This window comes from Corynebacterium sp. MSK008 (genome assembly GCF_030232585.1).
In the GTDB taxonomy this organism is placed as follows: Bacteria; Actinomycetota; Actinomycetes; order Mycobacteriales; family Mycobacteriaceae; genus Corynebacterium.
On record NZ_JASPJX010000010.1, the window covers coordinates 1 to 24,897 of the forward strand.

At 66.8% G+C, this 24,897-nt stretch carries 23 protein-coding genes and 3 tRNA genes; 14 read left to right on the forward strand and 12 right to left on the reverse strand.

From position 1 onward, the window contains the following. Nucleotides 1–79: 79 nt before the first annotated feature. Nucleotides 80–153: transfer RNA gene (locus QP996_RS08780), tRNA-Arg, on the reverse strand. A gap of 55 nt (nucleotides 154–208) precedes the next feature. Between QP996_RS08780 and QP996_RS08785 the strand changes: the two genes are divergently transcribed. The 5 genes from QP996_RS08785 (at nucleotide 209) to QP996_RS08805 (ending at nucleotide 5,810) form a co-directional block, all read left to right on the forward strand. Next, a complete protein-coding gene (locus tag QP996_RS08785) occupies nucleotides 209–2,191 on the forward strand; it encodes a bifunctional copper resistance protein CopD/cytochrome c oxidase assembly protein (RefSeq protein WP_284872272.1) in 1,983 nt (660 codons plus the stop codon). 168 nt (nucleotides 2,192–2,359) lie between these two features. Then, nucleotides 2,360–2,983, forward strand: a complete 624-nt coding sequence (locus tag QP996_RS08790) for a single-stranded DNA-binding protein (RefSeq protein WP_284872273.1) — start codon at nucleotides 2,360–2,362, stop codon at nucleotides 2,981–2,983. Nucleotides 2,984–3,098: 115 nt separating this feature from the next. Continuing rightward, complete coding sequence (ettA, locus tag QP996_RS08795) at nucleotides 3,099–4,769, forward strand: energy-dependent translational throttle protein EttA (protein WP_284872274.1); 1,671 nt, start codon at nucleotides 3,099–3,101, stop codon at nucleotides 4,767–4,769. Nucleotides 4,770–4,778: 9 nt separating this feature from the next. After that, on the forward strand, nucleotides 4,779–5,183 hold the full coding sequence (locus QP996_RS08800) for an acyl-CoA thioesterase (protein ID WP_284872275.1): 405 nt from the start codon (nucleotides 4,779–4,781) through the stop codon (nucleotides 5,181–5,183). Then, nucleotides 5,184–5,810 (forward strand): DUF8185 domain-containing protein, encoded by a 627-nt coding sequence (locus tag QP996_RS08805; RefSeq protein ID WP_284872276.1) that lies wholly within the window; start codon nucleotides 5,184–5,186, stop codon nucleotides 5,808–5,810. It begins immediately after the preceding gene. Here QP996_RS08805 and QP996_RS08810 read toward each other — a convergent pair. Together QP996_RS08810 and QP996_RS08815 are read right to left on the reverse strand one after the other, a co-directional pair. After that, nucleotides 5,807–6,220: a globin gene (locus QP996_RS08810; RefSeq protein WP_284872277.1), complete on the reverse strand. Its 414-nt coding sequence runs from the start codon at nucleotides 6,218–6,220 to the stop codon at nucleotides 5,807–5,809. The two genes, QP996_RS08805 and QP996_RS08810, sit on opposite strands and share 4 nt — an antisense overlap. After that, entirely contained in the window at nucleotides 6,204–7,160 is a 957-nt protein-coding gene (locus QP996_RS08815; RefSeq protein WP_284872278.1) for a mechanosensitive ion channel family protein, read from the reverse strand. Before QP996_RS08815 ends, QP996_RS08810 begins: the two co-directional genes overlap by 17 nt. Before the next feature lie 65 nt (nucleotides 7,161–7,225). Here QP996_RS08815 and QP996_RS08820 point away from each other — a divergent pair, with 65 nt between their 5' ends. After that, nucleotides 7,226–8,368: a cystathionine gamma-synthase gene (locus QP996_RS08820; protein WP_284872279.1), complete on the forward strand. Its 1,143-nt coding sequence runs from the start codon at nucleotides 7,226–7,228 to the stop codon at nucleotides 8,366–8,368. Here QP996_RS08820 and pepN read toward each other — a convergent pair. Then, nucleotides 8,365–10,752: an aminopeptidase N gene (gene pepN / locus QP996_RS08825; protein ID WP_284872280.1), complete on the reverse strand. Its 2,388-nt coding sequence runs from the start codon at nucleotides 10,750–10,752 to the stop codon at nucleotides 8,365–8,367. The genes QP996_RS08820 and pepN overlap by 4 nt on opposite strands. Before the next feature lie 33 nt (nucleotides 10,753–10,785). On the opposite strand from pepN, the gene QP996_RS08830 reads away from it, so the two are divergent. After that, the gene (locus QP996_RS08830; protein ID WP_284872281.1) at nucleotides 10,786–11,403 is read left to right on the forward strand and encodes a DsbA family protein; all 618 of its coding nucleotides are present in this window, start codon (nucleotides 10,786–10,788) and stop codon (nucleotides 11,401–11,403) included. Between the two features lie 5 nt (nucleotides 11,404–11,408). Continuing rightward, nucleotides 11,409–11,876 carry a ribose-5-phosphate isomerase gene (locus QP996_RS08835; protein ID WP_070475701.1) on the forward strand — a complete coding sequence of 156 codons (468 nt, stop codon included), beginning with the start codon at nucleotides 11,409–11,411 and terminating at the stop codon, nucleotides 11,874–11,876. Between the two features lie 6 nt (nucleotides 11,877–11,882). On the opposite strand, the gene QP996_RS08840 is transcribed toward QP996_RS08835, so the two are convergent. From QP996_RS08840 to QP996_RS08850, 3 genes are read right to left on the reverse strand one after another with little or no spacing between them, the layout of a single operon-like run. Continuing rightward, nucleotides 11,883–12,989, reverse strand: a complete 1,107-nt coding sequence (locus QP996_RS08840) for a glycosyltransferase family 2 protein (RefSeq protein WP_284872282.1) — start codon at nucleotides 12,987–12,989, stop codon at nucleotides 11,883–11,885. Then, nucleotides 12,965–13,828, reverse strand: coding sequence for a glycosyltransferase family protein (locus QP996_RS08845; RefSeq protein ID WP_284872283.1), 864 nt, complete (start codon nucleotides 13,826–13,828; stop codon nucleotides 12,965–12,967). The genes QP996_RS08840 and QP996_RS08845 overlap by 25 nt, the downstream gene beginning before the upstream one ends. After that, nucleotides 13,825–14,652 carry a WcbI family polysaccharide biosynthesis putative acetyltransferase gene (locus QP996_RS08850; protein WP_284872284.1) on the reverse strand — a complete coding sequence of 276 codons (828 nt, stop codon included), beginning with the start codon at nucleotides 14,650–14,652 and terminating at the stop codon, nucleotides 13,825–13,827. Before QP996_RS08850 ends, QP996_RS08845 begins: the two co-directional genes overlap by 4 nt. Nucleotides 14,653–14,688: 36 nt before the next feature. On the opposite strand from QP996_RS08850, the gene QP996_RS08855 reads away from it, so the two are divergent. Genes QP996_RS08855 through QP996_RS08870 form a run of 4 tightly spaced genes read left to right on the forward strand, consistent with a single transcriptional unit; the run spans nucleotide 14,689 to nucleotide 19,256 of the window. Further along, nucleotides 14,689–15,609, forward strand: a complete 921-nt coding sequence (locus QP996_RS08855) for a glycosyltransferase family 4 protein (protein WP_284872285.1) — start codon at nucleotides 14,689–14,691, stop codon at nucleotides 15,607–15,609. After that, a complete protein-coding gene (locus tag QP996_RS08860; protein WP_284872286.1) occupies nucleotides 15,606–16,721 on the forward strand; it encodes a glycosyltransferase in 1,116 nt (371 codons plus the stop codon). The genes QP996_RS08855 and QP996_RS08860 overlap by 4 nt, the downstream gene beginning before the upstream one ends. Beyond that, entirely contained in the window at nucleotides 16,718–18,493 is a 1,776-nt protein-coding gene (locus QP996_RS08865) for a glycosyltransferase (protein WP_284872287.1), read from the forward strand. The genes QP996_RS08860 and QP996_RS08865 overlap by 4 nt, the downstream gene beginning before the upstream one ends. Further along, complete coding sequence (locus QP996_RS08870) at nucleotides 18,462–19,256, forward strand: N-formylglutamate amidohydrolase (protein WP_284872288.1); 795 nt, start codon at nucleotides 18,462–18,464, stop codon at nucleotides 19,254–19,256. The genes QP996_RS08865 and QP996_RS08870 overlap by 32 nt, the downstream gene beginning before the upstream one ends. 59 nt (nucleotides 19,257–19,315) lie before the next feature. Here QP996_RS08870 and QP996_RS08875 read toward each other — a convergent pair whose 3' ends face one another. The 5 genes from QP996_RS08875 to QP996_RS08895 all read right to left on the reverse strand — a co-directional run bounded on the left by QP996_RS08875 (nucleotide 19,316) and on the right by QP996_RS08895 (nucleotide 24,508). After that, a complete protein-coding gene (locus tag QP996_RS08875; RefSeq protein WP_284872289.1) occupies nucleotides 19,316–20,353 on the reverse strand; it encodes an HNH endonuclease signature motif containing protein in 1,038 nt (345 codons plus the stop codon). A 157-nt stretch (nucleotides 20,354–20,510) separates the two neighbouring features. Continuing rightward, nucleotides 20,511–21,926 carry a cytochrome b/b6 domain-containing protein gene (locus QP996_RS08880; RefSeq protein ID WP_284872290.1) on the reverse strand — a complete coding sequence of 472 codons (1,416 nt, stop codon included), beginning with the start codon at nucleotides 21,924–21,926 and terminating at the stop codon, nucleotides 20,511–20,513. Then, nucleotides 21,926–22,867 carry an electron transfer flavoprotein subunit alpha/FixB family protein gene (locus QP996_RS08885; protein ID WP_284872291.1) on the reverse strand — a complete coding sequence of 314 codons (942 nt, stop codon included), beginning with the start codon at nucleotides 22,865–22,867 and terminating at the stop codon, nucleotides 21,926–21,928. Before QP996_RS08885 ends, QP996_RS08880 begins: the two co-directional genes overlap by 1 nt. Before the next feature lie 9 nt (nucleotides 22,868–22,876). Further along, on the reverse strand, nucleotides 22,877–23,650 hold the full coding sequence (locus tag QP996_RS08890; RefSeq protein WP_284872292.1) for an electron transfer flavoprotein subunit beta/FixA family protein: 774 nt from the start codon (nucleotides 23,648–23,650) through the stop codon (nucleotides 22,877–22,879). A 60-nt stretch (nucleotides 23,651–23,710) separates the two neighbouring features. Then, on the reverse strand, nucleotides 23,711–24,508 hold the full coding sequence (locus QP996_RS08895; protein ID WP_284872293.1) for a DUF1542 domain-containing protein: 798 nt from the start codon (nucleotides 24,506–24,508) through the stop codon (nucleotides 23,711–23,713). Between the two features lie 84 nt (nucleotides 24,509–24,592). On the opposite strand from QP996_RS08895, the gene QP996_RS08900 reads away from it, so the two are divergent. Together QP996_RS08900 and QP996_RS08905 are read left to right on the forward strand one after the other, a co-directional pair. Beyond that, nucleotides 24,593–24,667, forward strand: a tRNA-Gly gene (locus QP996_RS08900). A 138-nt stretch (nucleotides 24,668–24,805) separates the two neighbouring features. Beyond that, nucleotides 24,806–24,879 (forward strand) — tRNA-Pro (locus QP996_RS08905). Nucleotides 24,880–24,897 lie beyond the last annotated feature (18 nt).

Consider the following 24,897-nt stretch of genomic DNA (forward strand, 5'->3'; position numbering starts at 1 on the left):
GAACAAAAACAACTGGGATGCCGGTCCGTCCAACATGTCGCGACTCATGCGTCAAGCATGACGCGACTCATGACATTTGCGCCCCCAGCAGGATTCGAACCCGCGACCAGCCGGGTAGAAACCGGATGCTCTAATCCACTGAGCTATGGGGGCAACACCGGCTGATTGTAGTTATGGCTCTGCGCAGCGCGAAAGTAGGGTATGCGACATGACTGCACCCGCCCCGAAACACACCGTCGCCCCCGCTTGGCCGCTGTATTTGGCCGCATTCGCCATCGCGGCCGTTGTCGCAGGCGCGGTGGGGGAGGCGTTCTCGGGCGGCTCGCTCGCGGAGCTGGGCATCCCGGACCCGGGCGCGGCCACCACGGTGGGCCTGCCGGCGCTGCGCGGCGTCGCGTGGCTGCTCATGGCGCTGGCGACGGGCTCGTTTCTGCTCTCGGCGTTCCTCATCGCGCCGAAGCAGACCCGAGAGGACCTCAACGGCGCGCGCCTGACGGTCGACGGGCACCTCGCCTCGCGCACCGGAGCCCACGCCAGCGCGGGCATCGCGCTGATCGGGCTGGTCATGATTCCGCTGGTGCTTTCGGACGTCTCCGGCCAGCCGCTGAAAACCGTCCTCTTCGAGGCGGCCGCGTGGTCGCAGGCGCTGGACCAGGTGGCGGACGCGCGCGTGTGGCTCATCGTCGCCGCCTTCGCCGCCGTCGTGGCGGCGTTTGCCTACACCGCATCCAGCTGGTGGTCCCAGGTCTGGCTGTTTCTGGGCGCGATCGTGGTGGTCATGCCGATCGCGCTGACCGGCCACTCGGCCACCGGTGGCGCGCACGATTTCGGCACCAACTCGCTGATCTGGCACCTCGTGGCCATGCTGCTTTGGGTCGGCGGGCTGATGTCGCTTGTCGCACATGCCTTACGACGAGGCCCCGGCCTCCCCGCCGCCACCCAGCGCTACTCCCGCATCGCGCTGTTTTCCATCCTGGCCATGGCCGTCTCGGGTGTGGTCAACGCGCTGGTGCGGGTGCGCCTGGAGGACCTGACGCAGTACAGCTACGGCTGGGTGCTCATCATCAAAACCGTCGGCATCGTCGTCCTCGGCATGATCGGCTACGTGCACCGCGAGCGCACCATCCCACAGCTTGAAACCCAGCCCAGGGCGTTCACCCGCCTCGCCGCGGGCGAGGTGCTGATCATGGCGGCGATCTCCGGCCTGGCCGTCACGCTCGGCCGCACCCCGCCCCCGCCGCCGCTGGACCCGAACCTGACCCGCATGCAGATCCAGATGGGCTACAACCTCACCGAACCGCTGACCTGGACCAACTGGCTGACCACCTGGCGCCCGGAGCTGCTGTTCAGCGTCATTGCGATCCTGCTGGCGGCCTACTACCTGCACCTGGTTCGCCGGGTGGACGGCTGGCCGGTTGCGCGCACGCTGTGGTGGCTGGCCGGCTGCGCGATGGTCGTCGTCACGCTGAGTTCCGGCCTGGGCATGCACATGCCCGCCTCCTACTCCGCGCACATGACGGTGCACATGATCCTGTCCATGGGCGTGCCGGTGTTCCTGGTGCTCGGCGCGCCGCTGACGCTGGTGCGCGAGGCATACCCGGCCGGCGAATTCAACCCGCGCCTGTGGGCGGAAAGCTTCCAGCGCTCGAAGTTCCTGCGCACGGTGACGTTCTCGCCGGTGTCCACCATCCAGTTTTTGGTGGTGTTCTACGCCATGTATGTGATCCAGCCGTTCTACGAGCTCATGATCTCCGAGCACGCCGGCCACGTGATCATGAACGCCGCGTTCCTCGTCTCCGGCTACCTGTACTTCTGGGAACTCATCGGCCCCGACGAGATCGAAGGCCGCCCCACCGCGAAGGTGCGCCTGCTGTGGCTGTGGGTGTCCATGCCGTTCCACCTGTTCATGGGCGTCTACCTCATGCAGCTCGGCTCCGTGATGGGCGAGGAGTTCTACCGCTCGCTGGAGCTGCCGTGGAACCCGGACCTTTTGGCCGTGCAGAAGGACGGCGGCGGCATCGCGTGGGCGTCCGGTTCCTTCCCGCTGGTGATCGTCTTCGGCGAGCTGTTCATCCGTTGGTGGCGCGAGGATAAGGCGGAAACGGCCGAGTCCGACCGCCGCGCGGAGGAGACCGACGACGAGGAATGGCGCCGCTACAACGAGATGCTTTCTCAAATTCATGGCCGCTAGCTGCGGATTGTGAATTTCTCAGGTTAAGTTATCCACAATTTGGCCGACCCCTTTTTCCGGCTTGCGTTTCGTGCGACTCTGCTGTCGCAGGGGGCAATTGCTTATCGACGGCAAGCTCCGCCCCCGTAACCGCACACCATCCGCACGCAAGCAGAAAGGGGCCACACAATGGCCAACATTGATTACACCCTGCTGGGCAACCTGATCGCCGAGCCGTACTTCAAGACCTTCGACTCCGGTAACGCCGTGCTGCGCTTCCGCGTGGCCACCTCGGACGTGAAGAAAGAAAAGAACGACAACGGCGACGAGGTCTGGCAGGACTACAACCAGTTCTACGTCGACGTCGAGTGCTGGGGCCAGCTCGCGGTCAACGCGGGCGCGTCGCTGCGCAAAGGCTTCCCGGTGATTGTCATCGGCAAGCTGGTCCACGAGTACTGGGAGGGCAAGGACGACAAGGGCGAGGCGACCCTGCGCTCCAAGACCACGCTCAAGGCCCGCCACGTCGCGTTCGATCTCGCGCGCTACCAGGTCAACTCAGTGCGCACGTCTACCTCCGGCAACGCGATCGACGGCCACGAGATGCCCAAGCCGATGGACGCGAAGGCCCTGAACAAGAAGCTCAACGGCGAGGAGGCAGACGTCACCGAGCCCAAGAGTGGCTGGGGCAGCTTCTCGGACACGCCGGAGGTGGAGGAGCGCCGCGTCAGCGCCGAGGACGTCGACGGGGTCACCCGCACCGATGCCGATGCGGAAGGAGAGGAGCTCGCCGCAACCGGCGGCGCGCCGTTCTAGTTTTCGCCGCCTTCGCCCCGCCGCTGCCAACGCGCCTTGGAAGCGGTGGGGCGCGCGTGCGCGTCATGTACCCTAAGTGCGGTATTTACCTCCGCACTAACAAAGGGGATTCGTAGTGGCTGAGTTCATCTACACGATGAAAAACGTCCGCCGAGCCATCGGCGAGAAGGTCATCCTGGACAACGTCACCATGGCGTTTTACCCGGGCGCCAAGATCGGCGTCGTGGGCCCGAACGGCGCCGGTAAGTCGTCGCTGCTCAAAATCATGGCCGGCATCGACCAGCCGAACAACGGCGAGGCGTTCCTCCAGCCGGGCGCGTCCGTGGGCATCCTGCTGCAGGAGCCGCCGCTGAACGAGGAAAAGACCGTGCGCGGCAACGTCGAGGAAGGCCTCGGCGAACTGTTTGAGAAGAAGCAGCGCTTCGAGGAAATCGCCGAGGAGATGGCGACGAACTACTCCGACGAGCTCATGGAAGAAATGGGCAAGCTGCAGGAAGAGCTCGATGCGGCCGACGCGTGGGAGATCGACTCCAAGATCGAGCAGGCCATGGAGGCCCTTCGCTGCCCGCCTTCCGACGCACCGGTGACCAACCTGTCCGGTGGCGAGCGCCGTCGAGTAGCACTTGCGAAACTGCTGCTGAGCGAGCCGGACCTTTTGCTTCTCGACGAGCCGACCAACCACCTCGACGCCGAAAGTGTCCTGTGGCTGGAGAAGCACCTGCAGACCTACCCGGGTGCTGTGCTCGCGATTACGCACGACCGCTACTTCCTGGACAACGTCGCCGAGTGGATCTGTGAGGTCGACCGCGGCAAGCTCTACCCGTACGAGGGCAACTACTCCACCTACCTGGAGAAGAAGGCCGAGCGCCTCGAGGTTGCCGGCAAGAAGGACCAGAAGCTGCAGAAGCGCCTGAAGAAGGAGCTGGACTGGGTTCGCTCCTCGCCGAAGGCTCGCCAGGCCAAGAACAAGGCGCGTCTGGAGCGCTACGAGGAGATGGCGGCGGAGGCCGAGCAGTACCGCAAGCTCGACTTCGAGGAAATCCAGATCCCGACCCCGCCGCGCCTGGGCAACAAGGTCGTCGAGGTGGAGGACCTGAACAAGGGCTTCGACGGCCGCGTGCTGATCAAGGACCTGTCGTTCACCCTGCCGCGCAACGGCATCGTCGGCGTGATCGGCCCGAACGGTGTGGGTAAGTCCACGCTGTTCAAGACCATCGTGGGCCTGGAGGAGGCCGATTCCGGCTCTGTGGAGGTCGGCGACACCGTCAAGATCTCGTACGTGGACCAGAACCGCGAGAACATCGACCCGGAGCAGACCGTGTGGGAGGTCGTCTCCGACGGCCTGGACTACATCCACGTCGGCCAGAACGAAATGCCGTCGCGCGCCTATCTGTCCGCCTTCGGCTTCAAGGGCCCGGACCAGCAGAAGCCGTCCAAGGTGCTCTCCGGCGGCGAGCGCAACCGCCTGAACCTGGCGCTGACGCTGAAGCAGGGCGGCAACTTGATCCTGCTGGATGAGCCGACCAACGACCTGGATGTCGAAACGCTCGGCTCGCTGGAAAACGCGCTGCAGGCCTTCCCGGGCTGCGCCGTGGTGATCTCGCACGACCGCTGGTTCCTGGACCGCACCTGCACCCACATCCTCGCCTGGGAGGGCAACGTGGAGGAGGGCAAGTGGTTCTGGTTCGAGGGCAACTTCGGCGACTACGAGCAGAATAAGATCGAGCGCCTCGGCGAAGAGGCCGCGAAGCCGTCGCGCGTCACCCACCGCAAGCTCACCCGCTAGGAGCACACAATGGCTGAGATCCACGTCCACACCATCCCGGTGCGCTGGAGCGACTTCGACCGCTACGGGCACGTGACCAACTCCGCCTACATCGAGCTCGCCCAGGAGGCGCGCTTGGCGTTCGCGCAGGAGTTCTTCTACTCCCAGGGCCACGAGTTCGTGGTGTTCGTGCGCCGCCTCGAGGTGGATTACGTCCGCCCGATCCTGCCCAACACCACAGAGGTGACGGTGGAGACGCAGGTGTCCAACGTGGGCAACACGTCGTTTACCACCCGCCAGGAAATCAAGGATGCCCAGGGCAAGGTTTGCTGCGTGATCGAGTGCGTGCAGGTCACGGTGGACACCACCACGACCTCGCCGCGTGAGATCACGCAGAAGGAAATCGGCATCCTGTCAAAGACGGCCGGGGCGTAAGTGGTCGAGGTTTCCATCGAGCGCGGCACGCGCGGGCTCACCGCGCTGCTTTCGCGTGCGCTCGCGCTGGACGCCCAGGCTTCCGCGCGCATCCAGGAGGTGGGCGAGGGCCAGCTTGACGTCTTCGTCACCACGCCGTTTGATGCCATTGCTTCTCGACGCACCTCCGGCTCCACCACCCACCCCGGCGCCACCGTCAGCGCCCGCGCCATGCTCGACGCGCTGCAGTCCGACGCAGCCGAGGTCGGCCCAGCCCGCGACGCCGCCTGGCCCGGAGCCCTGCCACCGGCCAGCGGCTTCATCGCGCGCGAGGAAGTCCCCATCGGCGTCGCCCGCCGCCTCGCGGACGAGGGCCGCAACCTGGCCCGCCAATTCTCCGGCCCTGCCGGTCCGCCGCGCTCACTTCTCGACGGCACCGTGCTCACCGCCGACGCCGACAGCAACAACCCCGTGGAGATCCCCATGCGGATGATCTTCGCCTGCACCGCGCTCGGGCTGATCCCCGGTTTCGAGGCGCCCGCCGAGATCCCGCGCCACCTGCGCGTCGCCACCTCGGGCAGCTGGGTGCGCCTAGACGCGCCGTTCGGCTCCGTCTACCGCAGCACCCGCCCGAACCTGCTGTTTTAGTACGCGCGCGGGCCCTGGTTGATCATCATGTAGGCCACGCGCTGCATGTGGTTCCACATCTGCGCCCGGTAGGCGGGCGGCAGCTCGTCGTCAGTAAATTGCTCCATGGAATTGCCCATGAGCTCCAACCACCGGTCCGCCTCGGCCTCGCCGATGGCGAACGGGAGGTGGCGCTTGCGCAGCATCGGGTTGCCGCGCTTTTCCTGGAAGAGGCGCGGGCCGCCCCAGTACTGCACCAAAAACCAGCGCAGGCGGTCCTGCGCGCCGTCCCAATCCTGGTCCGGGTACATCGGGCCGATGAGGTCGTCCTGTTTGACCTGCGTGTAAAAGCCTTCGACGAGGCGGTGGAAGAAGGCGTCGCCACCGACGGCGTCGTAAAGCGTCTGCTCCTGCTTAGGACCGATTTCCATTGTTCTCCTTCATCTCTACAAGCACAGAATCCATCGCCGTGAGCACCACGTCCTGCTCGTGCAGCGCCTCCAGGATGCGGTGGTTCAAGTGGCGCGCCACGCCCCACTGCTCGCCCGGCATGGTGGTCACGCTCAAGCGGAACGACACGTACGTGGGGTTGAACTCGCTGGGGCCCAGCATCTCCGGCGTGCCCATGACAACATCGCGGATCTCCGGGTCCTGGCAGGCCGCCACAGCGGTGTCCTCGATGACGCGCGAGACCTTGTCCGGATTCGCCATGAGCGACACCGGGATCTGCAGACGCGCCGTGGAAAAGCGCGCCGAGTGGTTGCCCACCTGCTCGATATCGCCGTTGCGGATGTGCCACAGCGCACCATCGATGTCGCGCAGGGTGGTGATGCGCAACGTCATCTCCTCCACATCGCCCACCACGTCGCCAACCTGGATGGTGTCGCCCACGCCAAACTGGTTCTCAATGAGGATGAACATGCCGGAGAAGAAGTCTTTCACCAGCGACTGCGCACCAAAACCAATGGCCACGCCGACCACGCCGGCGGAGGCGATCAACGGCGCGACGTTTACCCCCAGCTGATCAAGCACGGCGAGAATCGCCCACGTCCAGATCACAATCGCGGCGACGGAGCGGCCCACGTTGCCCAGCGTTTTCATGCGCTGTTGGCGCCGCGCCTCCTGGGCGCGGGACTGGGGAGTGTCGTCCACCTCCTGCGCGATCAAGGGGGTGCGCTCGATGCCGTGGCGGGTGGCGCGGTTGATCACCTTGTGCGCCACCCAGTTCAGCACCAGCGCCACCAGGATGATCAGCAGGATTTTCACGGGGCGTTCCACTAGGAGCTCGCGGGTGGCCGGGTCGTTCCACCAATTTGAGACTCCGGTGACGGCTTCATCGACCTTTTCGGCTGTATCTGTTTGCGGTTTCATCGGGGCACGATTCTAGTGCATAAAAATGCCCGCTGACTGAACCGCTAGGTCTACTGTCTGTGAGCATGACTGGATTTGCTACCGACGCTATTCACGCCGGATACGAACCCGACAGCCTGTACGGGCCGATCAACACGCCGATCTACGCCTCCACCACGTTCGCCCAGGACGGGCTGGCGGAGCTGCGCGGCGGCTACGAGTACACCCGCGTGGGCAACCCCACCGTCACCGCCCTGGAGAAGGCGGTCGCCGCTCTGGAGGGCGCCGAGTACGCCGTCGCGTACTCCTCGGGCATGGCGGCTATCGACGTCATCCTGCGCGTCCTGCTCAAACCCGGCGACCACATCGTCGTGTCCAACGACGCCTACGGCGGCACCTACCGCCTGATCCAGCAGGTGTTCACGCAGTGGGGCGTGGAAAACACCGTGGTGGACATGACCAACCCGGAAGAAGTCGCTGCCGCCGTTAAGGACAACACCAAGGCCATCTGGGTGGAAACGCCGACGAACCCGATGCTGGACATCGTGGACATCGAAGCCATCGCCGCCGTGAAGAAGCAGGCCGCGCTGGTGGTGGACAACACGTTCGCCTCGCCGTACCTGCAAAAGCCGTTCGACCTCGGTGCCGATGTGGTGGTGCACTCCACCACGAAGTACATCGGCGGCCACTCGGATGTGGTCGGCGGCATCGTATGCGGCGACGATTCCCGCGTGCCCGGCTTCCACGAGCAGCTGCGCTTCTTCTTCGGCTGGGTCGGCGCGAACCCGTCCCCGTTCGACACGTATCTCACCGGCCGCGGCCTGAAGACGCTTTCCGTGCGCATGGAGAAGCACTGCGACAATGCGGAAGCCGTCGCAAAGTTCTTGGATGCCCAGCCCCAAGTCGAGCGCGTGTGCTACCCGGGCCTGGAAACCCACCCGGGCCACGAAACCGCGAAGAAGCAGATGACCCGCTTCGGCGGCATGGTCTCCGTACTGTTCCAGACTACCGAGCAGGCCAAGACGTTTTGCAAGTCCACCAAGCTGTTCTGCCTGGCGGAGTCCCTCGGCGGCGTGGAGAGCCTGCTCGAGCACCCCGCCACCATGACGCACGTGTCCGTCGCCGGCTCCGCGCTCGAGGTGCCGGGCGAGCTCGTGCGCATCTCGGTGGGCATCGAGGAGGAGGCCGACCTCATCGCCGACCTCGAACAAGCCCTCAAGCAGCTTTAGTTTGCTGCGGCGTCGGCCGCGCGGTTGCGCACTGCGCGTGCTGCGCGGTCTTGGCCTTCGGCGATGACGCGCTTCAAACCGTTCGGGACGTCCGCGTTAAGCAGAGCGTTTGCCTTCTCAACCGCCGCCTGTGTGACATCCCAACGCGGGTACATGCCCTCCAGGGTGCGCTGCGCCATCTCGTTGGTCAAACGATCCCACAAAGCCGGCGCGGCGCGGAAGTACTCGTCGGTCAACCCCTCAAGGTCTGCATCGGTAAAGGTGAGTCCGTCCATGAGGTAGCGGGCCTCAAGGTTGGTCAGGTCGTCGTTCATGAGCTTGTCCCAAGCCCAACGCTTATCGACGACCGCCCTCGCCCGCAGACGCGAAATCGCGCCCTCCGACGTCTCGTCCTGCTCCTCATCCGCGGCCTCCAGCGGCAGGGCGCCGGCGGCGATGAGGTTCGTGATCGCCAACCAACGAACCTCCTGATTCTCAGAAGACTTCAGCAAATCCTTGAAGTACTCAACCGTCTCCTCAGTCGGCTCCAGACGGGCAAGCGCACGGTCGAACACCGCCTTCGGCTCCTGGCCACGGAACGCCTCGTTCAACAGATCGAAACCGGTGCGGCGCCACGCCGGGTCAACGTAGCGCTTCACAGCCTCAGTAGCCTGAGCGGCGATCCGCTCCTGCATGTCCGGGCCAACCTCACGCGCCACCAACTCCACATACTTGCGAGCCGGCAGACGACCATCGCGCACAGACTCCCATAAGGAAGACCACACCAAAGTCTTCGCCAGCGAATCCTCAATCTGGCCCAGGTGCTCCACGGCGAACTGCTGCTGCTCCGCATCGAGACCCATCAGGCAGTACGTGAGGTCTTCGTCGTTCACCAGGGCGAGATCGTGTTTCACGCCTGAAAATTCAGGGATCTCAGTGCGCTCGCCGGTGATGTCGAGTTCGACTTGGTGGGTGCGCTGCACGGTGCCGTCGATAAGCGAATAAAGCCCCACGCGAACACGGTGATCGCGCAACACCGGCGACTCCTGCACCACAGTGAACGTGTCCGAAATCTCCGGGTAAAGACGCGACACACCGGTAGTACGCAGCCACTGCTCAGCCCAGTTAGACAAATCGCGGCCCGAAGCTTCCTCGAGCGCGCCGAGAAGATCGTCAAACGTAGCGTTGGAGTAGGCGTGGTTGTCGAAGTGCTTACGCACGCCCGCGAAGAACTCCTCGTAACCCACGTACGCCTGCAGCTGCTTCAGCACGGACGCGCCCTTCGCGTAGGTGATGCCGTCGAAGTTCTGCTCCGCGGTCTCAATGTCCGGCGCGTCCGCCGCGATCGGGTGCGTCGACGGCAGCTGATCCTGCGAATACGCCCACGCCTTCTCCACCGTGGCAAACGTCGTCCACGCCTCCGGATACTCACCGATACCCACCTGCGCCGTCGCTGCCGACCAGGTGGCGAAGGACTCGTTGAGCCACAAATCGTCCCACCACTGCATCGTGACCAAATCGCCGAACCACATGTGCGCCATCTCGTGCAGGATGGTGTCGTTGCGGCGCTCCAGGCGGTACGGGGTGGGCTCGGAGGTGAAGATGTACTCGTCGCGGTACGTCACACACCCGACGTGTTCCATGGCGCCCATGTTGTACTCCGGGCAAAACACCTGGTCGTACTTGTCGCCGAACGGGTACTTGCGGCCGAAGTTGGCGTGGTAGAAGTCGAAGCCCTCCTTGGTCTGGCGGAACAGGCGCTCCGAATCCATGTGGGGGATCAGGCTGGCGCGCGCGTACAGGCCGAGCTCGATCGTCCTGCCGTCGCCGGCATCGTAGGTGTCGGACACGCGCTCGAACTCGCCGGCGCAGATCGCGATGAGGTAGGTCGACAGCGGGTAGTCGATCACCGTGGTCCAGGTGGAGGTGCCGTCGCCGTTGTCCGTGCGCTCTACCGCCTCGTTGAGAATGACGGTGTAGCGCTCCGGGGCCGTCACGCTGACCTTGTAGGTGGCCTTCAGGTCCGGCTGGTCGAAGCCGGCGAACACCTTCATCGCCATCGCGGGCTCGAACTGGGTGTACAGGTAGTCCTTGCCATCCACCGGGTCGGTGAACTTGTGCAGGCCCTCGCCGGTGCGGTTGTAGGCGTCGTGGGAGGTGACGGTCAGGGTGTGGGGGCCGTCGTCAAGCGAAAGCTCCCGGCCCGTCTCCTCGCCGTCGAGGGCGGCCTCGAAACCGGCCGCGACCAGGTCGAAGTGGGTGGTGCCCGCCTTCGAATCGAAATGGACGGTGCTCACCGTGGTGAACTCGTCGGCACCGGTGATGTCAACGGAGATGTCGTAGCGGACGTTGGAAATCAGTTCGGCGCGCGCCTGCGCGTCCTTGCGAGTCAGATTGGTCTTCATCTGCCCCAACCTACACGCGCTATCGTGGGCGCCATGACGGAACAAGTGAAATTCTGGTTTGACGTATCCTGCCCGTTCGCATGGCAGACCTCCCGCTGGATCAAAGAGGTGGAGAAGGTCCGCGACATCGAAGTCGAGTGGGTGCCCATGTCGCTCGCAGTGCTTAACGACGGCCGCGACATCCCCGACGACTACGCCGCAGCCATGGAGGCCAACTGGGGCCCGGCGCGCGTGTTCGCGAAGGTCAAGGAAGAACAGCCCGAGAAGGTCGACGAGCTGTACACCACAATGGCCACGATGATCCACGCCGGCGGCGAGGGCGGCAAGAAGGGCTATGGCGCCTACGACGAGATCATCGCCAAGGCGCTGGCGGAGGTCGGTCTGACGGACCACTTCGCCGAGGTGGCCAACACGTCTGACAGCGATGACCTGCTGCGCGGTTTCCACGCCTCCGCCATGGACGCAGTCGGCGACGACGTGGGCACCCCGGTGGTCAAGCTCGGCGACAACGCGTTCTTCGGCCCCGTGATTACCCGCGTGCCGGAAGGCGAAGAGGCAGGCAAGCTGTTCGACCACGCCGTCGGCCTGGCCGAGTTCCCGTACTTCTTCGAACTCAAGCGCACCCGCACGGAGATGCCCCAGGTACGCTAAGCGCCATGCGTATTTACCTTGGAGCAGACCACGCCGGATTCGAGCGCAAGAACCAGATCAAGGCCCACCTTGAGGCCCAGGGCCACGAGGTGACCGACTGCGGCGCCCACGAGTACGACGCCGCCGACGACTACCCGGCGTTCTGCATCGCCGCGGCTGAGGCCGTGGTGGCCGACCCGGGTTCGCTGGGCATCGTGCTCGGCGGCTCCGGCAACGGCGAGCAGATCGCCGCGAACAAGGTCAAGGGTGCCCGCTGCGCCCTGGCGTGGTCGGAAGAGACCGCGAAGCTCGCCCGCGAGCACAACAACGCGCAGCTCATCGGCATCGGCGGCCGTATGCACACCGAGGAAGAAGCACTCGCAATTGTCGACGCCTTCGTGTCCCAGCCGTGGAGCGAAGAGGAACGTCACCAGCGCCGCATCGACATCCTCGCGGAGTACGAGCGCACCGGCGTCGCGCCGGAGCTGCCGTAAGCCGCGTCACCAGCCGGCGAAGTAGCGCTCCAGCTGCAGCGGGCCCGCCACTGGCGTCAGCCCGAAGTCCTCGGGGTGCGCCGTGACCGGCTCCAGCTCGAGTGCTGCGGCGCGTTTGGTGCGCACCACGGTGCCGTCGGGGGAGAGCACGTACTCCACAGCCAAAAGCGCGCTCAAGTCCTGCGGCGCCCAGCCCGCACCGACGGCGATGCTCACCCGCGCCTCAACCTCGGCGGTGCCCACGCGCGGGTCGTGCGCGAACAGCGCCGGCACCTCCGCCACGCGCACGTACGCGCCGACTTTGAGCCACTCTGCGATGACGAAGTCGCGCACCCCCTCGCCGTCGAGCTCCGGGACCTCCACCTGCAGGTCGAAGGTATCGAAGATGACCCCGTCCGGCCGCGCCAGCGGGTGGGTCACGCGCCGGGCCAGCGCCAGCGACTCGGCGTTTTTGACGGCGGTGGCGGCGGCCGGGTCGTCGTAACGCTGCCCGAAGTCCTCATCCGCGTGGTGCGCGACGGCCGCCGGCTCGTGCACGAAGCTGGCACCGGCGTTCCAGGCGCGGAAGCCGAACTCCCAGTCCTCGCCGCCGTAGCCGACAAGCGTGCCGTCGAAGCCGCCGACCGCGTCGAAGAACTCGCGCGAGCACGTCAGCACCGCCGAGATGATGTAGCGCCATGAGCTGTGGTCGGCGTTGCGGAGGTTGGCGGTGGCGGACCAGGCGTCGATAAGCCATTGCGGCTCTTTGTCCTCGGCGCCGGTGCGCCGCGCGCCGACGACCACCGCCCGCGCATCGCCCACGATGTGCGGCACCACCGCGGCGAGGTAGCCGGGCTCGGGCACGGTGTCGGCGTCGAGAAACGCGAGCACCTCGCCGCGCGCAGCGTCCGCGCCGAGGTTGCGCGCCGCGGCCGCCCGGAAGCCTTTGTCCTCCTGGCGCACCACGCGCACGCCCTCGACCGCGGGTGGTTCGGCGGAGCCGTCGTCGGCCACGATGATCTCCACCTCGCCCGCGTAGTCCTGCGCCCGCACCGCCGCGACGACCCGCTCGAGCGCTTCCGCGTCGTTGTAATGCGGGATGACCACGCTCACATCAGGCCAGCTAAACGCCATGTTTCCTCCCACAATTGCGCGACCTCGGCCCAGCCGTAGCGCGGCGGGTCCATCTGCTTGGGCACATGCTTATCGACGGCCTCCCGCCAACCGCCGTCAGCCACCAACGTCACGCGCCCGGGCAGCCACGCGTCGATCTCGCGGGCGTAGTCGGAGTCGCGCACCAGCACGGTGCGGCCCGCGCCCAGCCAGGCCATGAGCGAGCCGGAGGCGGAGAAGTGGCGGTGCGGGCACACCGGCACCGCGATGCGGCCCATTTCACGCGTGAGTTGGGCGTCGGTGAGCCAGCCCGTGATCTCGGCGTCGAGTGTGTCGGCCCAGTCCTCGTGGCCCTTTGAGACCGCACCGAGGAAGCGCAGGCGGTGGTCCGGCAGCGCCTCGATGAGGTCCTCGTGGCCCTTGCCGGGGTAGAGAAACCCCAGCACGCCGACGCTGCCCGGCTCGGGGTCGAAGGGCGAGTCGATCACCGGGATGGGCAGGCGGATCACCGTTGTCGCGGCGTCGAAAAACGAGGCCTCGTGCTCGGAGTTGACCACCGCGACGTCCGCCGCCTCCACGAGCCCGCGGTAAACGCGTGCGCGACGTGCGAAGCGCTCGGCGCCCTCCTCCGGCTGGGGGATGTCGTGCAGGCTCACGGACAACGGGCCGTCGATGCGCGCCAGCAAGCGCTCGGCGGTGTCGCCGAAAAGGTGGTCGGTGAAGGTGACGTGGACGGGGCCGGAAAGCGGGGCATCGCCGAACGTCTCCTCCCGGATGACCTCGGAACCGGTCGTGCGGGCGAGCCCGAGGGCGTACTCGGTTACCCCGTGGCCCGCGGGGCCGACGATGAGATGTTTCATTGCACCAACCCTAGATTCGCAAGACGTTCCGCGTGGCGCTGCAACCCGTGGGCCACCAGTGCCGGGCGCTGGCGGTAGAACTCCAGCTGCGCGGCGCGGATCTCGCCGGCGTCGATGACCCCGGCGCCGCGCTCGCGCCACGTATCGCGTCCCGTCACTGTAACGCCGAGTGCGTCGGCGGCCGCGGCGTCGATAGGCGAGTCCAGCCCGCCGAGCATTTCGTAGTCGGGGGCGACCGGCTCGTCGGAAAGCCCCAGCTCCTCCAGCACCCGCGACGCCATGAATGCAAGCGTCGCGTTGTCGGGGTGGTTGACGGTGTGCCACACGGGGGTGGTTTCCAGGTAGTCCGACACCACCACCGCGCCGTGGGCGCGCTCGCGCAGCCGCATCTGCTCGACGGACATCGCGGCGGCGCGCCGCAACGCGTCCGGTGACGGCGCCGCGGCCGGGGTGTGCCCCGCGGCGGCGGCCAGGGTGCGCAGGTCGTGGTACGGCACCACCGGCGGGTTCAACGACGGATCATCCGGGTCGCGGATGATGGCCTGATACGGCATGAGCCCGTCGAAACGCAGCACCGGCACAACCACACGCCGCGCCGACGTTTGCAGCTGCCGAGTGCCCACGGGCAGGCCACGGTAGTTGTCGCGGATCGGTTGCGTCACCAGCACGTCGGCGCGGGCCACCAGGTCCAGAAACCACCCCATGTCCGCCGCTTCAAGCTCGTGGACTGGGGCGATGCGCTCGCCGGTGAAGTGCCCGGTGGACATGAGCAGCTTGCGCGTGGACTCCGCCTGGCAGTTGCCAACAACGACGAGCAAAGACATGCCAACACAGTATGCGAAAACGTTTATATTAGTGGGGTGCGCGTTCTGTCTATTCCCTCCGGTCACCCGTACACGCAGGCTATCCGCCCTGCTGGCGTGGAGTTTCTGCCGGACCCGGACATCGACGGCAACTGGTGGCCGCACCCGGCGCTCGAGGCCGAGTTTTGGCGCGACCCGCCCGCGGTGGACCTCGTGCACATCCACTTCGGCTTCGAGCACCGCTCGCCCGCGCAGATTGCGGAGCTGTGCCGCGCGCTGCCGGTGCCGCTGGTGCTCACGGTCCACGACCTGGACAACCCGCATCTCGTCGACCAGACCGAGCATCACGAGCGGTTGCAATTGCTTATCGACGAAGCATCCGCCCTGATCACCCTCACCGACCAAGCCGCCGACATCCTCGCCCGCGACTTCGGCGCGCGAGACGTCCGCGTGGTGCCGCACCCGCGGATCGTGGAGGAACCGGTGGCGGTGGAACCGGGCGGGCGCGCGGCGGTGTTTTTGAAGTCGGTGCGCTCTAACGTGGTCGCGGACGAGCAGTTCTACCGCGATATCGCGGCGCGGGTGCCGTTGGATGTGTATGTGCATGGGGGAGCGGAGCTGGCGTCGATAGGCACTGTGGTGCACGAGCCCATGAGCGACGACGAGCTGCACAGAGCTGTCGGCCGCGCCGGGGTGTGTATCTTGCCGTACACGCGCGGCACGCACTCCGGGTGGCTGGAAATGTGCCGCGACCTGGGTGTGCCTGTGGCGGTGCCGGACTGCGGGTGCTACGCCGGGCAAGCGGACACCCCAGACGCGGTGGAGGTGTACCGCACCGGCGACGGGCGCGCGGCCGGTTTGGCTGCGGCGCGGCTACTCGCCCGCGGGCCGGTGCCGTACACCGGCGACAGGGCGCGGCAGCTGGACCAGGTGCGCCGGGCGCACGAGGAGATTTACAGGAAAGTGGTGATCGAGTGACCGTCGCCGCGAAACCCGCGACCCGTGCCCCGCGCACCGGAAAACTCCGCATCGCGCTGGTCGGGCCTGCGCGCTACCCGGTGCGCGAGCCGTACGCCGGCGGGCTGGAGGCGTTCTGCCACACCATGGTCGCCGCGCTGCGCGAGCTCGGCCACGACGTGGACTTCTTCGCCGCCGAAGGCTCCGACGGCAACGACCCAACCCTCGAGCTGCCCGGGGTGGACTGGGGCGCACACGCCGCCGAGGCCACCGACACCACCTACCCGGAAGGCGGGCGCGAGCGCGAAAACGCCGCCTTTGTGGAATTGCGCCGCCTGCTGGTCGCGCGCGGCTACGACGTGGTGCACAACAACAGCCTCAACCCCTACATCTTCCCCTCGGCCGCCTCGCCGGAGCCGCTGCCGATGCTGACCACGCTGCACACTCCGATGGTCGAGGAAATCCAGGCCGCCATCACCGCGGCCGGCCTGCGCGCCGGGCGGTTCGCCGCCGTCAGCCGCACCACCGCACGGGACTGGCGCCTACCGAGTGAGCCGGTGATCATCCCCAACGGCGTCAACGTGAACCTCTGGCAGCCGGGCAGCGGCGGCGGCACCGCGGTGTGGTTCGGCCGCCTCGTGCCGGAAAAGGGCGCGCATTTGGCTATCGACGCCTGCAGCAAAGCCGGCGTCCCCCTCGTGCTGGCGGGACGCAACGGCGACCACCACTACTTCCGCGACGAAATCGCGCCCAGGCTGGGCGACGGCGCCGAGTGGATCGGCGAGCTGTCCCACGCGGAACTGCGCAAACTCGTCGCCGGGTGCGGTGTTGCCGTGGTCAGCCCGCGGTGGGAGGAACCGTTCGGGCTCGTCGCGTTCGAAGCGATGGCCTGCGGCACCCCCGTTGCGGCGTTTCGCCGCGGCGGCATGGGCGAGCTGCTTCGCGACGCCCCGGCGGCCCTCGCCCCTGCCGACGACGTCGCAGCGCTTGCCGCCGCGATTGCTAAGGCGCGTGGGTTTGAGAGGGACGTGGTGCGCCGTTGGGTCGTCGAGAGGCATTCGCTTTCCCAAACCGCGAAGCACTACACCGACATCTTCCGCCAGGTAGCGGCGTTTGGAAAGGTAGGACAATGATCGGCATCTACGCCCACCACCACGGCTCCGGGCACATGCACCGCTGCCGCGCCATCCAGCGCGAACTGCGCGCCATGGGGCACGAAGCGCAGATCCTCTCCACGGCAGACGGGGACGTTTCGCTTCTCGACGACGCCAGCGACACCCCACGCCGCATGCGCAGCGGCCGCGCGATGACCGCCGGCGGCACGCTGCACTACGCGCCGTACGGGGCGCCGCAGATCGCATCAAGGTTCGCGCAGATCGCCGACTGGGTGGCAGAAAACCAGCCGGAGGCGTTCTACGTGGACGTGTCCAACGAGGTCGCCGCGTTCGTGCGGATCATGGGTGTGCCGGTGGTGGTGCACGCGATGCCGGGCTACCGCGGCGACGCCCCGCACCAGCTCGCCTACGCGCAGGCCGATGCGATCGTGGCGGCGTGGCCGGACTGGGTCGAGGTGCCGGATCATTTGCGTGCGCATGCCGACCGGTTGCACGCCGTCGGCGGGATCTCGCGGCTTACCCCGCGCGAGGGGGTGAAGCGCGACCCGAACCACGTGGTGGTGATGGCAGGTTTGGGCGGCTCGACGTGGTCGCCGGCCGATTGGGAGGCGGTGCAGCGCGCCTGCCCCGAGTACCGGTTCACGTTTTTGGGCGGCGATAACCACGTCGACGACCCGACGGAGCTGCTGCAGTCCGCGGGCATCGCCGTGACCGCCGGCGGGCAGAACTCCGTCGCGGATCTAGCGGTGACCGACACCCCGGCGGTGATCCTGCCGCAGCCGCGCCCCTTCACCGAGCAAAAAGCGGGCGCAAAAGCACTCGAAGGCCTAGCGACGGTACGAAACGCCTTCCCCGCCCCCGAAGAATGGCCCGAACTGCTGCGCCGCCGCGACACCGACTGGGGCCGCTGGCAGACTCATGGTGCGGCGCGCCGGGCCGCCGAAGTCATCGCCGGCGTGGCCGCCGACCCCGGCCAGCCCGCCACCTGCGTGATTACACTCGCCGACGCGAACCGGCGCGACCACCTGACCCACCAGGTCAACCTCATGCCGATGGGCGTCGACCACGTCACTGTCGCACTCGGCGACGCGGATGCGCTGGCCAAAGCGGTGCCGAAAAGCCACGTGGTGGAAGGACCGCGCAACCTCGCCGCCGCCCGCAACCTGGGCGCGAAGACAGCCATCGAGCGCGGCGCCGAGGTGCTCGTGTTCTTGGATGCGGACTGTTTGGCCTCCGACGCACTGGTGCCGCGCTACGTCGCAGCGTTGCGTGAGCGCCCCGACGCCGTCGCCGCCGGCCCGGTGACCTACATGGACGAAGGCCAAATCCGCGTCACCGACCCCGACCCGCACCCCGCCCGCCCCAACCCGGCCGACGGCGAGCTCGTCGACGCCGACAACTACGACCTGTTCTGGTCCCTTTCCTTCGCCCTGACCGCCGAGACGTGGGCGCGCATCGAGCGCGACTTTGGAGGCTTCGACCCCACCTTCGAAGGGTACGGCGGGGAAGACACAGACTTCGCCCGCGAGCTCGAGCGCCACCGCATCCCGCTCGTCTGGGTCGGCGGGGCGCACGCCTACCACCAGTGGCACCCCGTCTCATCACCGCCGTGGGAACACCTCGAGGACATCGTCGCCAACGCCAACCGGTTCCACGACAAATGGGGCACCTTCCCCATGGAAGGTTGGTTGGAGGCGTTTGAGGCCGAAGGTGCCGTCGATAAGCAAGATGCCCCGAAGCGCTATATCCTGCGAAACCATGAACTTCACCATCCACGAAGGAAGCACTGACTGCCCGGTGATCGTGCACGTGCCGCACGCCTCGCGCGAGATCCCGGCCGAGGTTGCCGCCGATTTCATCGCCACCGACGACCAGATTGCGCGCGAGCTCGACCGCGTCACCGACGACCACACCGACACCCTCGCCGCGTCCGCGGCCGAGCAGTCCGGGTGCGCGCCGTGGATGATCGTGAACAACCTTTCCCGCCTGGTCGCGGACCCGGGGCGGTTTTCCAACGAACGCGAATCCATGGACTCGACTGGACGCGGCGCCATCTTCCTCAAACTTGGCGACGGCAACCCGCTGCGGCCGCTGGACATGGACATCGCCGACCTGAAAGCCGAGTACTACTTCCCGTACGCCGACGCGGTGTCCAAGCTGGTCTCCGGACGCCTCCAAGACTGCGGCTGCGCCGTGATCGTGGACGTGCACTCCTACAACAACCAACCCGACGAGTACCGCATCCACCCCGGCAAACTCCTCCCGGACGTGTGCATTGGCACCCACTCCGTGCACACACCCGCCGTGCTTGCCGACGAAGCCGACCGCACCTTCACCGCCGCCGGCTTCAACGTGGAGCGCAACACCCCCTTCGCTGGGGCGTACGTGCCGGTGGACTACGACAAGAACACCTCCGTGTTGGCCGTGATGTTCGAGGTGCGCAAAGACCTGCTGGAAAACGACGAATCGCGCGTTCGCGTCGAAGCCGCCCTGGCCGAGGTGATCCGCAAGGCCGTGGAGATTTCCCGCACCGATATGGGCCGCCCGATGTAGCCGTTTTTGGGCGTGCCTATTGCCCCGCCGCGGGTGGGGCGGGGTGTCTGGGGTGCGGTTTAGTCGAAGAGCAGCTCCATCGCGCCTGGGGTGGTCATGGGGACTTTGGTGCCGTTGGGCGCGACCCAGTGGATCCGCGCGTTGGGGTTGTCGATGTAGCCGAACGGGCCGTTTTTGTTGTCGGCGTTGACCCCGTTGTGGAAGGGGCAGAGTTCGGCGAGGTTGTCCATGTTGGTCATTCCGCCGTAGCGCCAGGCGTTGATGTGGTGGGTCTGCGTGGTTTCGGCGGAGTGCTTGCAGTCCGGGAACGCGCAGGCCGGGCAGGTGAGTTTCGACATGACTTTTTGTTTTGGGTTGGCGCAGCGCTTTGCGTGGTAGAGGTTGACTGGGCCTTCTTGGGGGTGGAACGCGGCGACTTCGAGTATGTCGCCGAATTCGTGCTCCATGTATTCGGCCCCTGTCATGGTGGTGCCGTCGGTGCAGATCAGCGTGACTTCGTCTGCGTGGCCGGATTGGATGCGGGCCCAGTCGGCGATCGGCACCAGGATGATCGGCCGGAAGTTCGCCTGTGGGACTCCTTTGCCGTCGCGCAGTATGCCGATAAGCGTGTGGGCCATTTGGGCGGCCGCCGGGTCGTCGGCGTCGATGAGTTTGCGCAGCAGGTGCTCAAGGTCGGCCAGGTCGCGCTCGTTGTAGGTCAGGATCATGGTGCGCATGCCTGCCTTCGAACGGGAGAACCTGCACGAGGGTGGGGCTGGTTTGACGGGTTGTTTGATCAGCCGTTTGATGCGCTTGGTCAGTGCCCTATAGGAGCCGCGGTGGCGCACCAGGTCGAGGCGGATGCGCCAGCGTTCGGCGGCTCCTTCGACGGCGAGCAGCTTTTTCTCGATGTGCACGAGCTGGTCGACCGGTAGACCGTGAGCAGCCTCGAGTGCGTCGCGTTGTTTGCGGGTGAACTGGGTCGGACCAAAGTAGGTGTGGTGCACCCGCGCCAAATCGCGCACCCGGCCGGTGGACAGCCCGGCGGCCATGGCTACGTCGCGGTCGAAGTCGGCGAGCATGCCCACGCCTGCGGTGACAAAGTCGGTGAAGTTCATGGCCCGAAAGCTATGGCGGCGACGCAACCCCAAACAAGACCCAAATGAGAATCTGTGGATAAGCACCGCCGGTTGTTGACGCCGCAACACCGTTTATCCACAGCAACGCAAAACGCGGTGGCGCACCAGCACCACCGCGTCATACGCTGCGAAGTTTTTAACGCTTGGACACCTTGCCGGTCTTGCCCGCCACCGGCGCGACCACCGAGGCGCGCGCGAAGAACCAGCCCAACGCCGTCACACCCGCCGCGACCAGGAACATCACCACACCGATCCAGCTGGTGGCGTCCTCGCGCGCGGCGAACATCGCGTTCATGTTGCCGCGCACGCCGGTGGTGAGCACGAGGAACACGTGCACGACCACAAACGCCACGAAGTAAATCATGGTGGGGAAGTGCACCGCGCGCGCCCATGACATCGGCACGGCCTTCCACGATGCCGGCCACATGCTGCTCATGCGGAAACCGGACGCGATGGCCAGCGGGGAGGCGATGAACACGGTGATGAAGTACGACAACTCCTGCAGCGCGTTGTAGTGCAGCCAGGGGTTTTCCGTCGGCCAGTCCAGCGAGAGGTACTGCAGGCCCGCCGACACCGCGTGCGGGATGGCGTCCCAGCTGGTGGGCACGATGCGCATCCATTGGCCGGTGGTAAACAGCAGCACGAAGAAGATGGCGCCGAGGGCGACCCACGCGACGTCGAGAAGCTGGTGCAGCCAGAGCGTCACCGAGATCTTCTTGCCGCCCTTTTTCGGTTGCCAGTAGGCGGCGGGGCGTTTCTCGCGGCGCACGTCGATGCCTGTTTTGATAATCAGCGCCATCAGGAACATGTTGAAGAAGTGCGCCCAGTTCAGCCACCCCGGTAGGCCAACAGGGGCGTTGTCCGGCAGCGGCTGGATGCCGTTGTAGCGGGCGATGAAGTCGGCGCCGGCCTCGGTGCCCACGTACCAGCGCGCGCCGAATACGGCCGCGGCGAGCAGCAGGAGCGCGCCGATCGCCCATGGGAGCCATTGCTTTGCGACGCCCTCCGGTTTCCCCTCAACAGCAGACTTCGCCTGAGCCGGTTGTGGCGCCGGCTCGGGCGCCGTCTTGGCCACGGCGTCGTCGACCACTGTCGCCGCGGGCGCCGCGGTCTCTGGCTCGGTCTCGGGCTCGGTCTCAGCAACCGGCGCCGGCGCGGCGACGCGCACCGTCCCGGCCGGCGGCCACGGCTCGCCGCCCTCGACGCGGGGCAAGCCTTGGCGCAGCGGCACCTCGACCGTGTGCTCCGGCTCTGCTGGGTCGGTGGTTTCTGCGACGGCAGTGGGCACGGCGGCAGCGGCAGCAGGCGCCGCAACGCGGACCGTTCCGGCGGGCGGCCACGGCTCGCCGCCCTCGACGCGCGGCAGGCCGCGGCGCAGCGAAACCTCGGCGGTCTCGGCCGCGCCAGCAACGGGCGCCGCGGCGCTATCAGCAGCGCCAGCGTCCACCGCGGCGTCCTCAACCGGCGCGCCTTTCACGTCGACGGTGCCCGCGGGCGGCCACGGTTCGCCGCCCGGCACACGCGGCAGCCCTTGGCGGAGTTCTACCTGCATTACTTGCGCGCCTCGATCCGCGCGTTGATCTCAGAGATGATGTCCGGCACCAGGTCGAACAGGTCGCCGATGATGCCGAAGTCGGCGATGTCGAAGATCGGGGCGTCCTCGTCGGAGTTGATCGCCACGACGGTATCGGCGGTCTGCATGCCCACCAGGTGCTGCACCGCGCCGGAGATACCGACGCCGATGTAGAGCTTCGGGCTGACCATCACGCCGGTCTGGCCGATCTGCGCCTCGTACGGCACCTGGCCTTCGTCGACGGCGGAGCGGGTGGCGCCGACGGCCGCGCCCAGCGCGTCGGCAAGTCCGCCGACGAGCTCTTCGAACATGTCCTCGTCGCCCAACGACACGCCGCCCGCGACGACTTTGTCGGCGGTGAGCAGGTCGGGGCGGTCGGAGGTGCGCTCCACGGGGGTCACGGAGAGCACTTCTGCCTCTCGACGTCCCGTCGGAGCCACCTCCAACTCCCGCACCTCAGGCGCGGCCGCCTCGGCACGCGTTTCCACGGCACCCTTGCGCAGGGTGATCACCGGCGCGGAGTGCGTCGCCGCGGCAGAAGAGGTGTAGACGCCGCCGAAGTTCTGGTGCTCGGTGACAATGCCCTGGTCGTCGCGGCTCACAGACACCGCGTCGGTGAGCAGCGCCTTGCCTGTGCGTGCGGCGAACCGGCCGGCGGCTTCGCGTCCGCGCACGGTGTGGGCGAACAGGACGGCGGCTGGGAAGAGTTCGTCGAAGGCGGCGGCAGCTGCGTCGATAAGCGGGGCATCAGACACAAGCACCACGCCGGCGCCGAGCGCACCAAGCTCATCGACGTGCGCGCGGTCCGACGCCAGCACCACCGGGGTGCCGACGGCAGACGCGGCGCCGATGAGCTCGGCCGCAACGGGGCTGACTGAACCGTCGAAGGAGCGGTCCGGGACAACAAGAATCTGGGTCATGGCTGCTCCTTAAATGAGGTTCTTGGATTCGAGGAAGTCCACCAGGCGGGCTGCGGCGGTGGAGCTCGCGTCGATGATCTCGCCGCGCTCACGCTCCGGGCGGCGCTCGATGCCCACCATGATTGCGCGCGGGTGGGTGAAATCCTCCGGGTCGACGCCGAGCTCGGCGAGGGTGATGGTGCGCAGCTCCTTCTTCTTCGCGGCCATGAGCCCCTTGAAGTTGGGGTAGCGCGGGTCCGCGAACTCGTCGGCGACGGACACCACGGCCGGCAGCTGCGCTTCGAGCTGGGCGGTGGCGGCGTCGGAGGCCTGGGTGGCGCGCACGGTCTCGCCCTCGAGCGTGAGCTCGGTGAGGTTGGTCAGCACCGGCCAGTCCAACAGCTCGGCCATGAAGGGGGCGATGACGCCGGTGCCGCCGTCGGACGATTCGGCGCCCGCGATGACGAGGTCGTAGCCCTGCTTCTCGACGAGCTTCGCCAACACCTCACCAGTCAACGTCGCATCCGCGCCGGTGAGCGCGTCGTCCGAGACGATGTAGGCCTCACTCGCGCCCATGGCGATGCCGCGGCGCACCGAGTCGGCGGAGGACTCCGGGCCGACGCTTAAGATCTCGACCTCGACGTTTTCGCCCGCTTCGGCGATGCGCAGCGCGGCTTCGACGGCGCGCTCGCTGACCTCGTCGGCGACGACGTCGCCGGAGCGGTCCGTCAAACCCGTCTCCAGGTTCATTTCGCGGTCACTGTACGTGTCCGGCACTTCTTTCAGCAGCACAGCAATGCGCACGGCCACTCCTTGCTCTTGAGCTTTCTGGGGTTCGCGATCGCTGTGCAGTGTAACGCACGGCTAAAAGTCGAATCCCCCGAAGTCGAAGCCGCCGCCGTCGCCGAACCCGCCGAAGTCCCCGAAGTCGCCACCGGCATCGCCCATGTCACCCATGTCGCCCATCTCGCCGGCGCCGTCCATGCCTTCGCCGAGCCCGCCGGCCTCAAACGCCTCCGCAGACGCCGCACCGGACATCCCCGCGAACATCGCGGAATAGAACATCATGGAGCTCGCCGCCCACACGCCGGTCATCATCGCCGGGCCCCACCACGCGGTGGAGTACCAGCCGGCCGGGACCGGGCGGCCCGCAACGGCGCCGCCGGGGTAGTAATGCGGCGTCTGCGCGGTCGCGTGCGGCGACGCCATGACCTGCGTACCGTCCTCCTGGGTGACGGTGCGCTGCTCGGTCACGCGCCCTGCCTGGCGCTGGCCCTCCAGCTCCGGCAGCTGCGGGCCGGCGGGCAGCCCCATGATCTCGCGGGCCGCGTTGACGTAGTGCAGGCCCTCCAGCGCGGATTCGCGGGCCAGCATCGCCTGCTTGACGGAACGTGCGTCGCTAAGCCCTGCGGATGCCGCGTTGAAGCGCTCGGAGGCGTCCGCCATCGCCTGCTGCGACGCGGTGTCGTTGCCGGAGAGGTTCAGCACCTGCGAGCCCAAGCGGTCGGTCCAGCGCTTGGCGTCGGCGTACGCGTCGTCGAAAGACAGCTGCTGCTGCCTCGCCACCTGGCGGCGAGATTGCGGCATCTGCCGCTGCCCGCTCATGTTCGGCAACATCACCAACGCGCCAACCATCAAGAAAATGAGCAACAGGGTCAACATGGCTCCTCCTAAATATTGTTCGTGTTTGGTTCAACGCATACGCCTGCGCTAAAGTTCCGCACAGCGCAGCAGTTTTTGGCGCCTGGGAATGTCGTATAGTGGCTAATACCTCAGCCTTCCAAGCTGAAGACGCGGGTTCGATTCCCGTCATTCCCTCCACACAAGTCACCGGTTCCGGTTGCGGGGCCGGTGTTTTTGTGCCCTCAATGCGGACAGTTTTTTCGGCCCCGCTACAATGACTGTCCTGAACTACACACGTTCAACGGATGTGGTTCATACCGTGCGGTTTTGCCGCAACGGGGCGTGGCGCAGCTTGGTAGCGCACCTGCTTTGGGAGCAGGGGGTCGCAGGTTCAAATCCTGTCGCCCCGACCGAGGCGGGCCCGTGTT

Excerpts from the sequence above, each read along its gene's own strand:
- QP996_RS08885 (WP_284872291.1), bottom strand. The coding sequence starts at position 22,867 with ATGACCCAGATTCTTGTTGTCCCGGACCGCTCCTTCGACGGTTCAGTC.
- QP996_RS08785 (WP_284872272.1), top strand. The coding sequence starts at position 209 with ATGACTGCACCCGCCCCGAAACACACCGTCGCCCCCGCTTGGCCGCTG.
- QP996_RS08810 (WP_284872277.1), bottom strand. The coding sequence starts at position 6,220 with ATGGAAATCGGTCCTAAGCAGGAGCAGACGCTTTACGACGCCGTCGGT.
- QP996_RS08875 (WP_284872289.1), bottom strand. The coding sequence starts at position 20,353 with ATGAACTTCACCGACTTTGTCACCGCAGGCGTGGGCATGCTCGCCGAC.
- pepN (WP_284872280.1), bottom strand. The coding sequence starts at position 10,752 with ATGAAGACCAATCTGACTCGCAAGGACGCGCAGGCGCGCGCCGAACTG.
- QP996_RS08790 (WP_284872273.1), top strand. The coding sequence starts at position 2,360 with ATGGCCAACATTGATTACACCCTGCTGGGCAACCTGATCGCCGAGCCG.
- QP996_RS08835 (WP_070475701.1), top strand. The coding sequence starts at position 11,409 with ATGCGTATTTACCTTGGAGCAGACCACGCCGGATTCGAGCGCAAGAAC.
- QP996_RS08850 (WP_284872284.1), bottom strand. The coding sequence starts at position 14,652 with ATGTCTTTGCTCGTCGTTGTTGGCAACTGCCAGGCGGAGTCCACGCGC.
- QP996_RS08870 (WP_284872288.1), top strand. The coding sequence starts at position 18,462 with ATGAACTTCACCATCCACGAAGGAAGCACTGACTGCCCGGTGATCGTG.
- QP996_RS08895 (WP_284872293.1), bottom strand. The coding sequence starts at position 24,508 with ATGTTGACCCTGTTGCTCATTTTCTTGATGGTTGGCGCGTTGGTGATG.
- QP996_RS08830 (WP_284872281.1), top strand. The coding sequence starts at position 10,786 with ATGACGGAACAAGTGAAATTCTGGTTTGACGTATCCTGCCCGTTCGCA.
- QP996_RS08845 (WP_284872283.1), bottom strand. The coding sequence starts at position 13,828 with ATGAAACATCTCATCGTCGGCCCCGCGGGCCACGGGGTAACCGAGTAC.
- QP996_RS08820 (WP_284872279.1), top strand. The coding sequence starts at position 7,226 with ATGACTGGATTTGCTACCGACGCTATTCACGCCGGATACGAACCCGAC.
- QP996_RS08840 (WP_284872282.1), bottom strand. The coding sequence starts at position 12,989 with ATGGCGTTTAGCTGGCCTGATGTGAGCGTGGTCATCCCGCATTACAAC.
- QP996_RS08880 (WP_284872290.1), bottom strand. The coding sequence starts at position 21,926 with ATGCAGGTAGAACTCCGCCAAGGGCTGCCGCGTGTGCCGGGCGGCGAA.
- QP996_RS08800 (WP_284872275.1), top strand. The coding sequence starts at position 4,779 with ATGGCTGAGATCCACGTCCACACCATCCCGGTGCGCTGGAGCGACTTC.
- QP996_RS08815 (WP_284872278.1), bottom strand. The coding sequence starts at position 7,160 with ATGAAACCGCAAACAGATACAGCCGAAAAGGTCGATGAAGCCGTCACC.
- QP996_RS08865 (WP_284872287.1), top strand. The coding sequence starts at position 16,718 with ATGATCGGCATCTACGCCCACCACCACGGCTCCGGGCACATGCACCGC.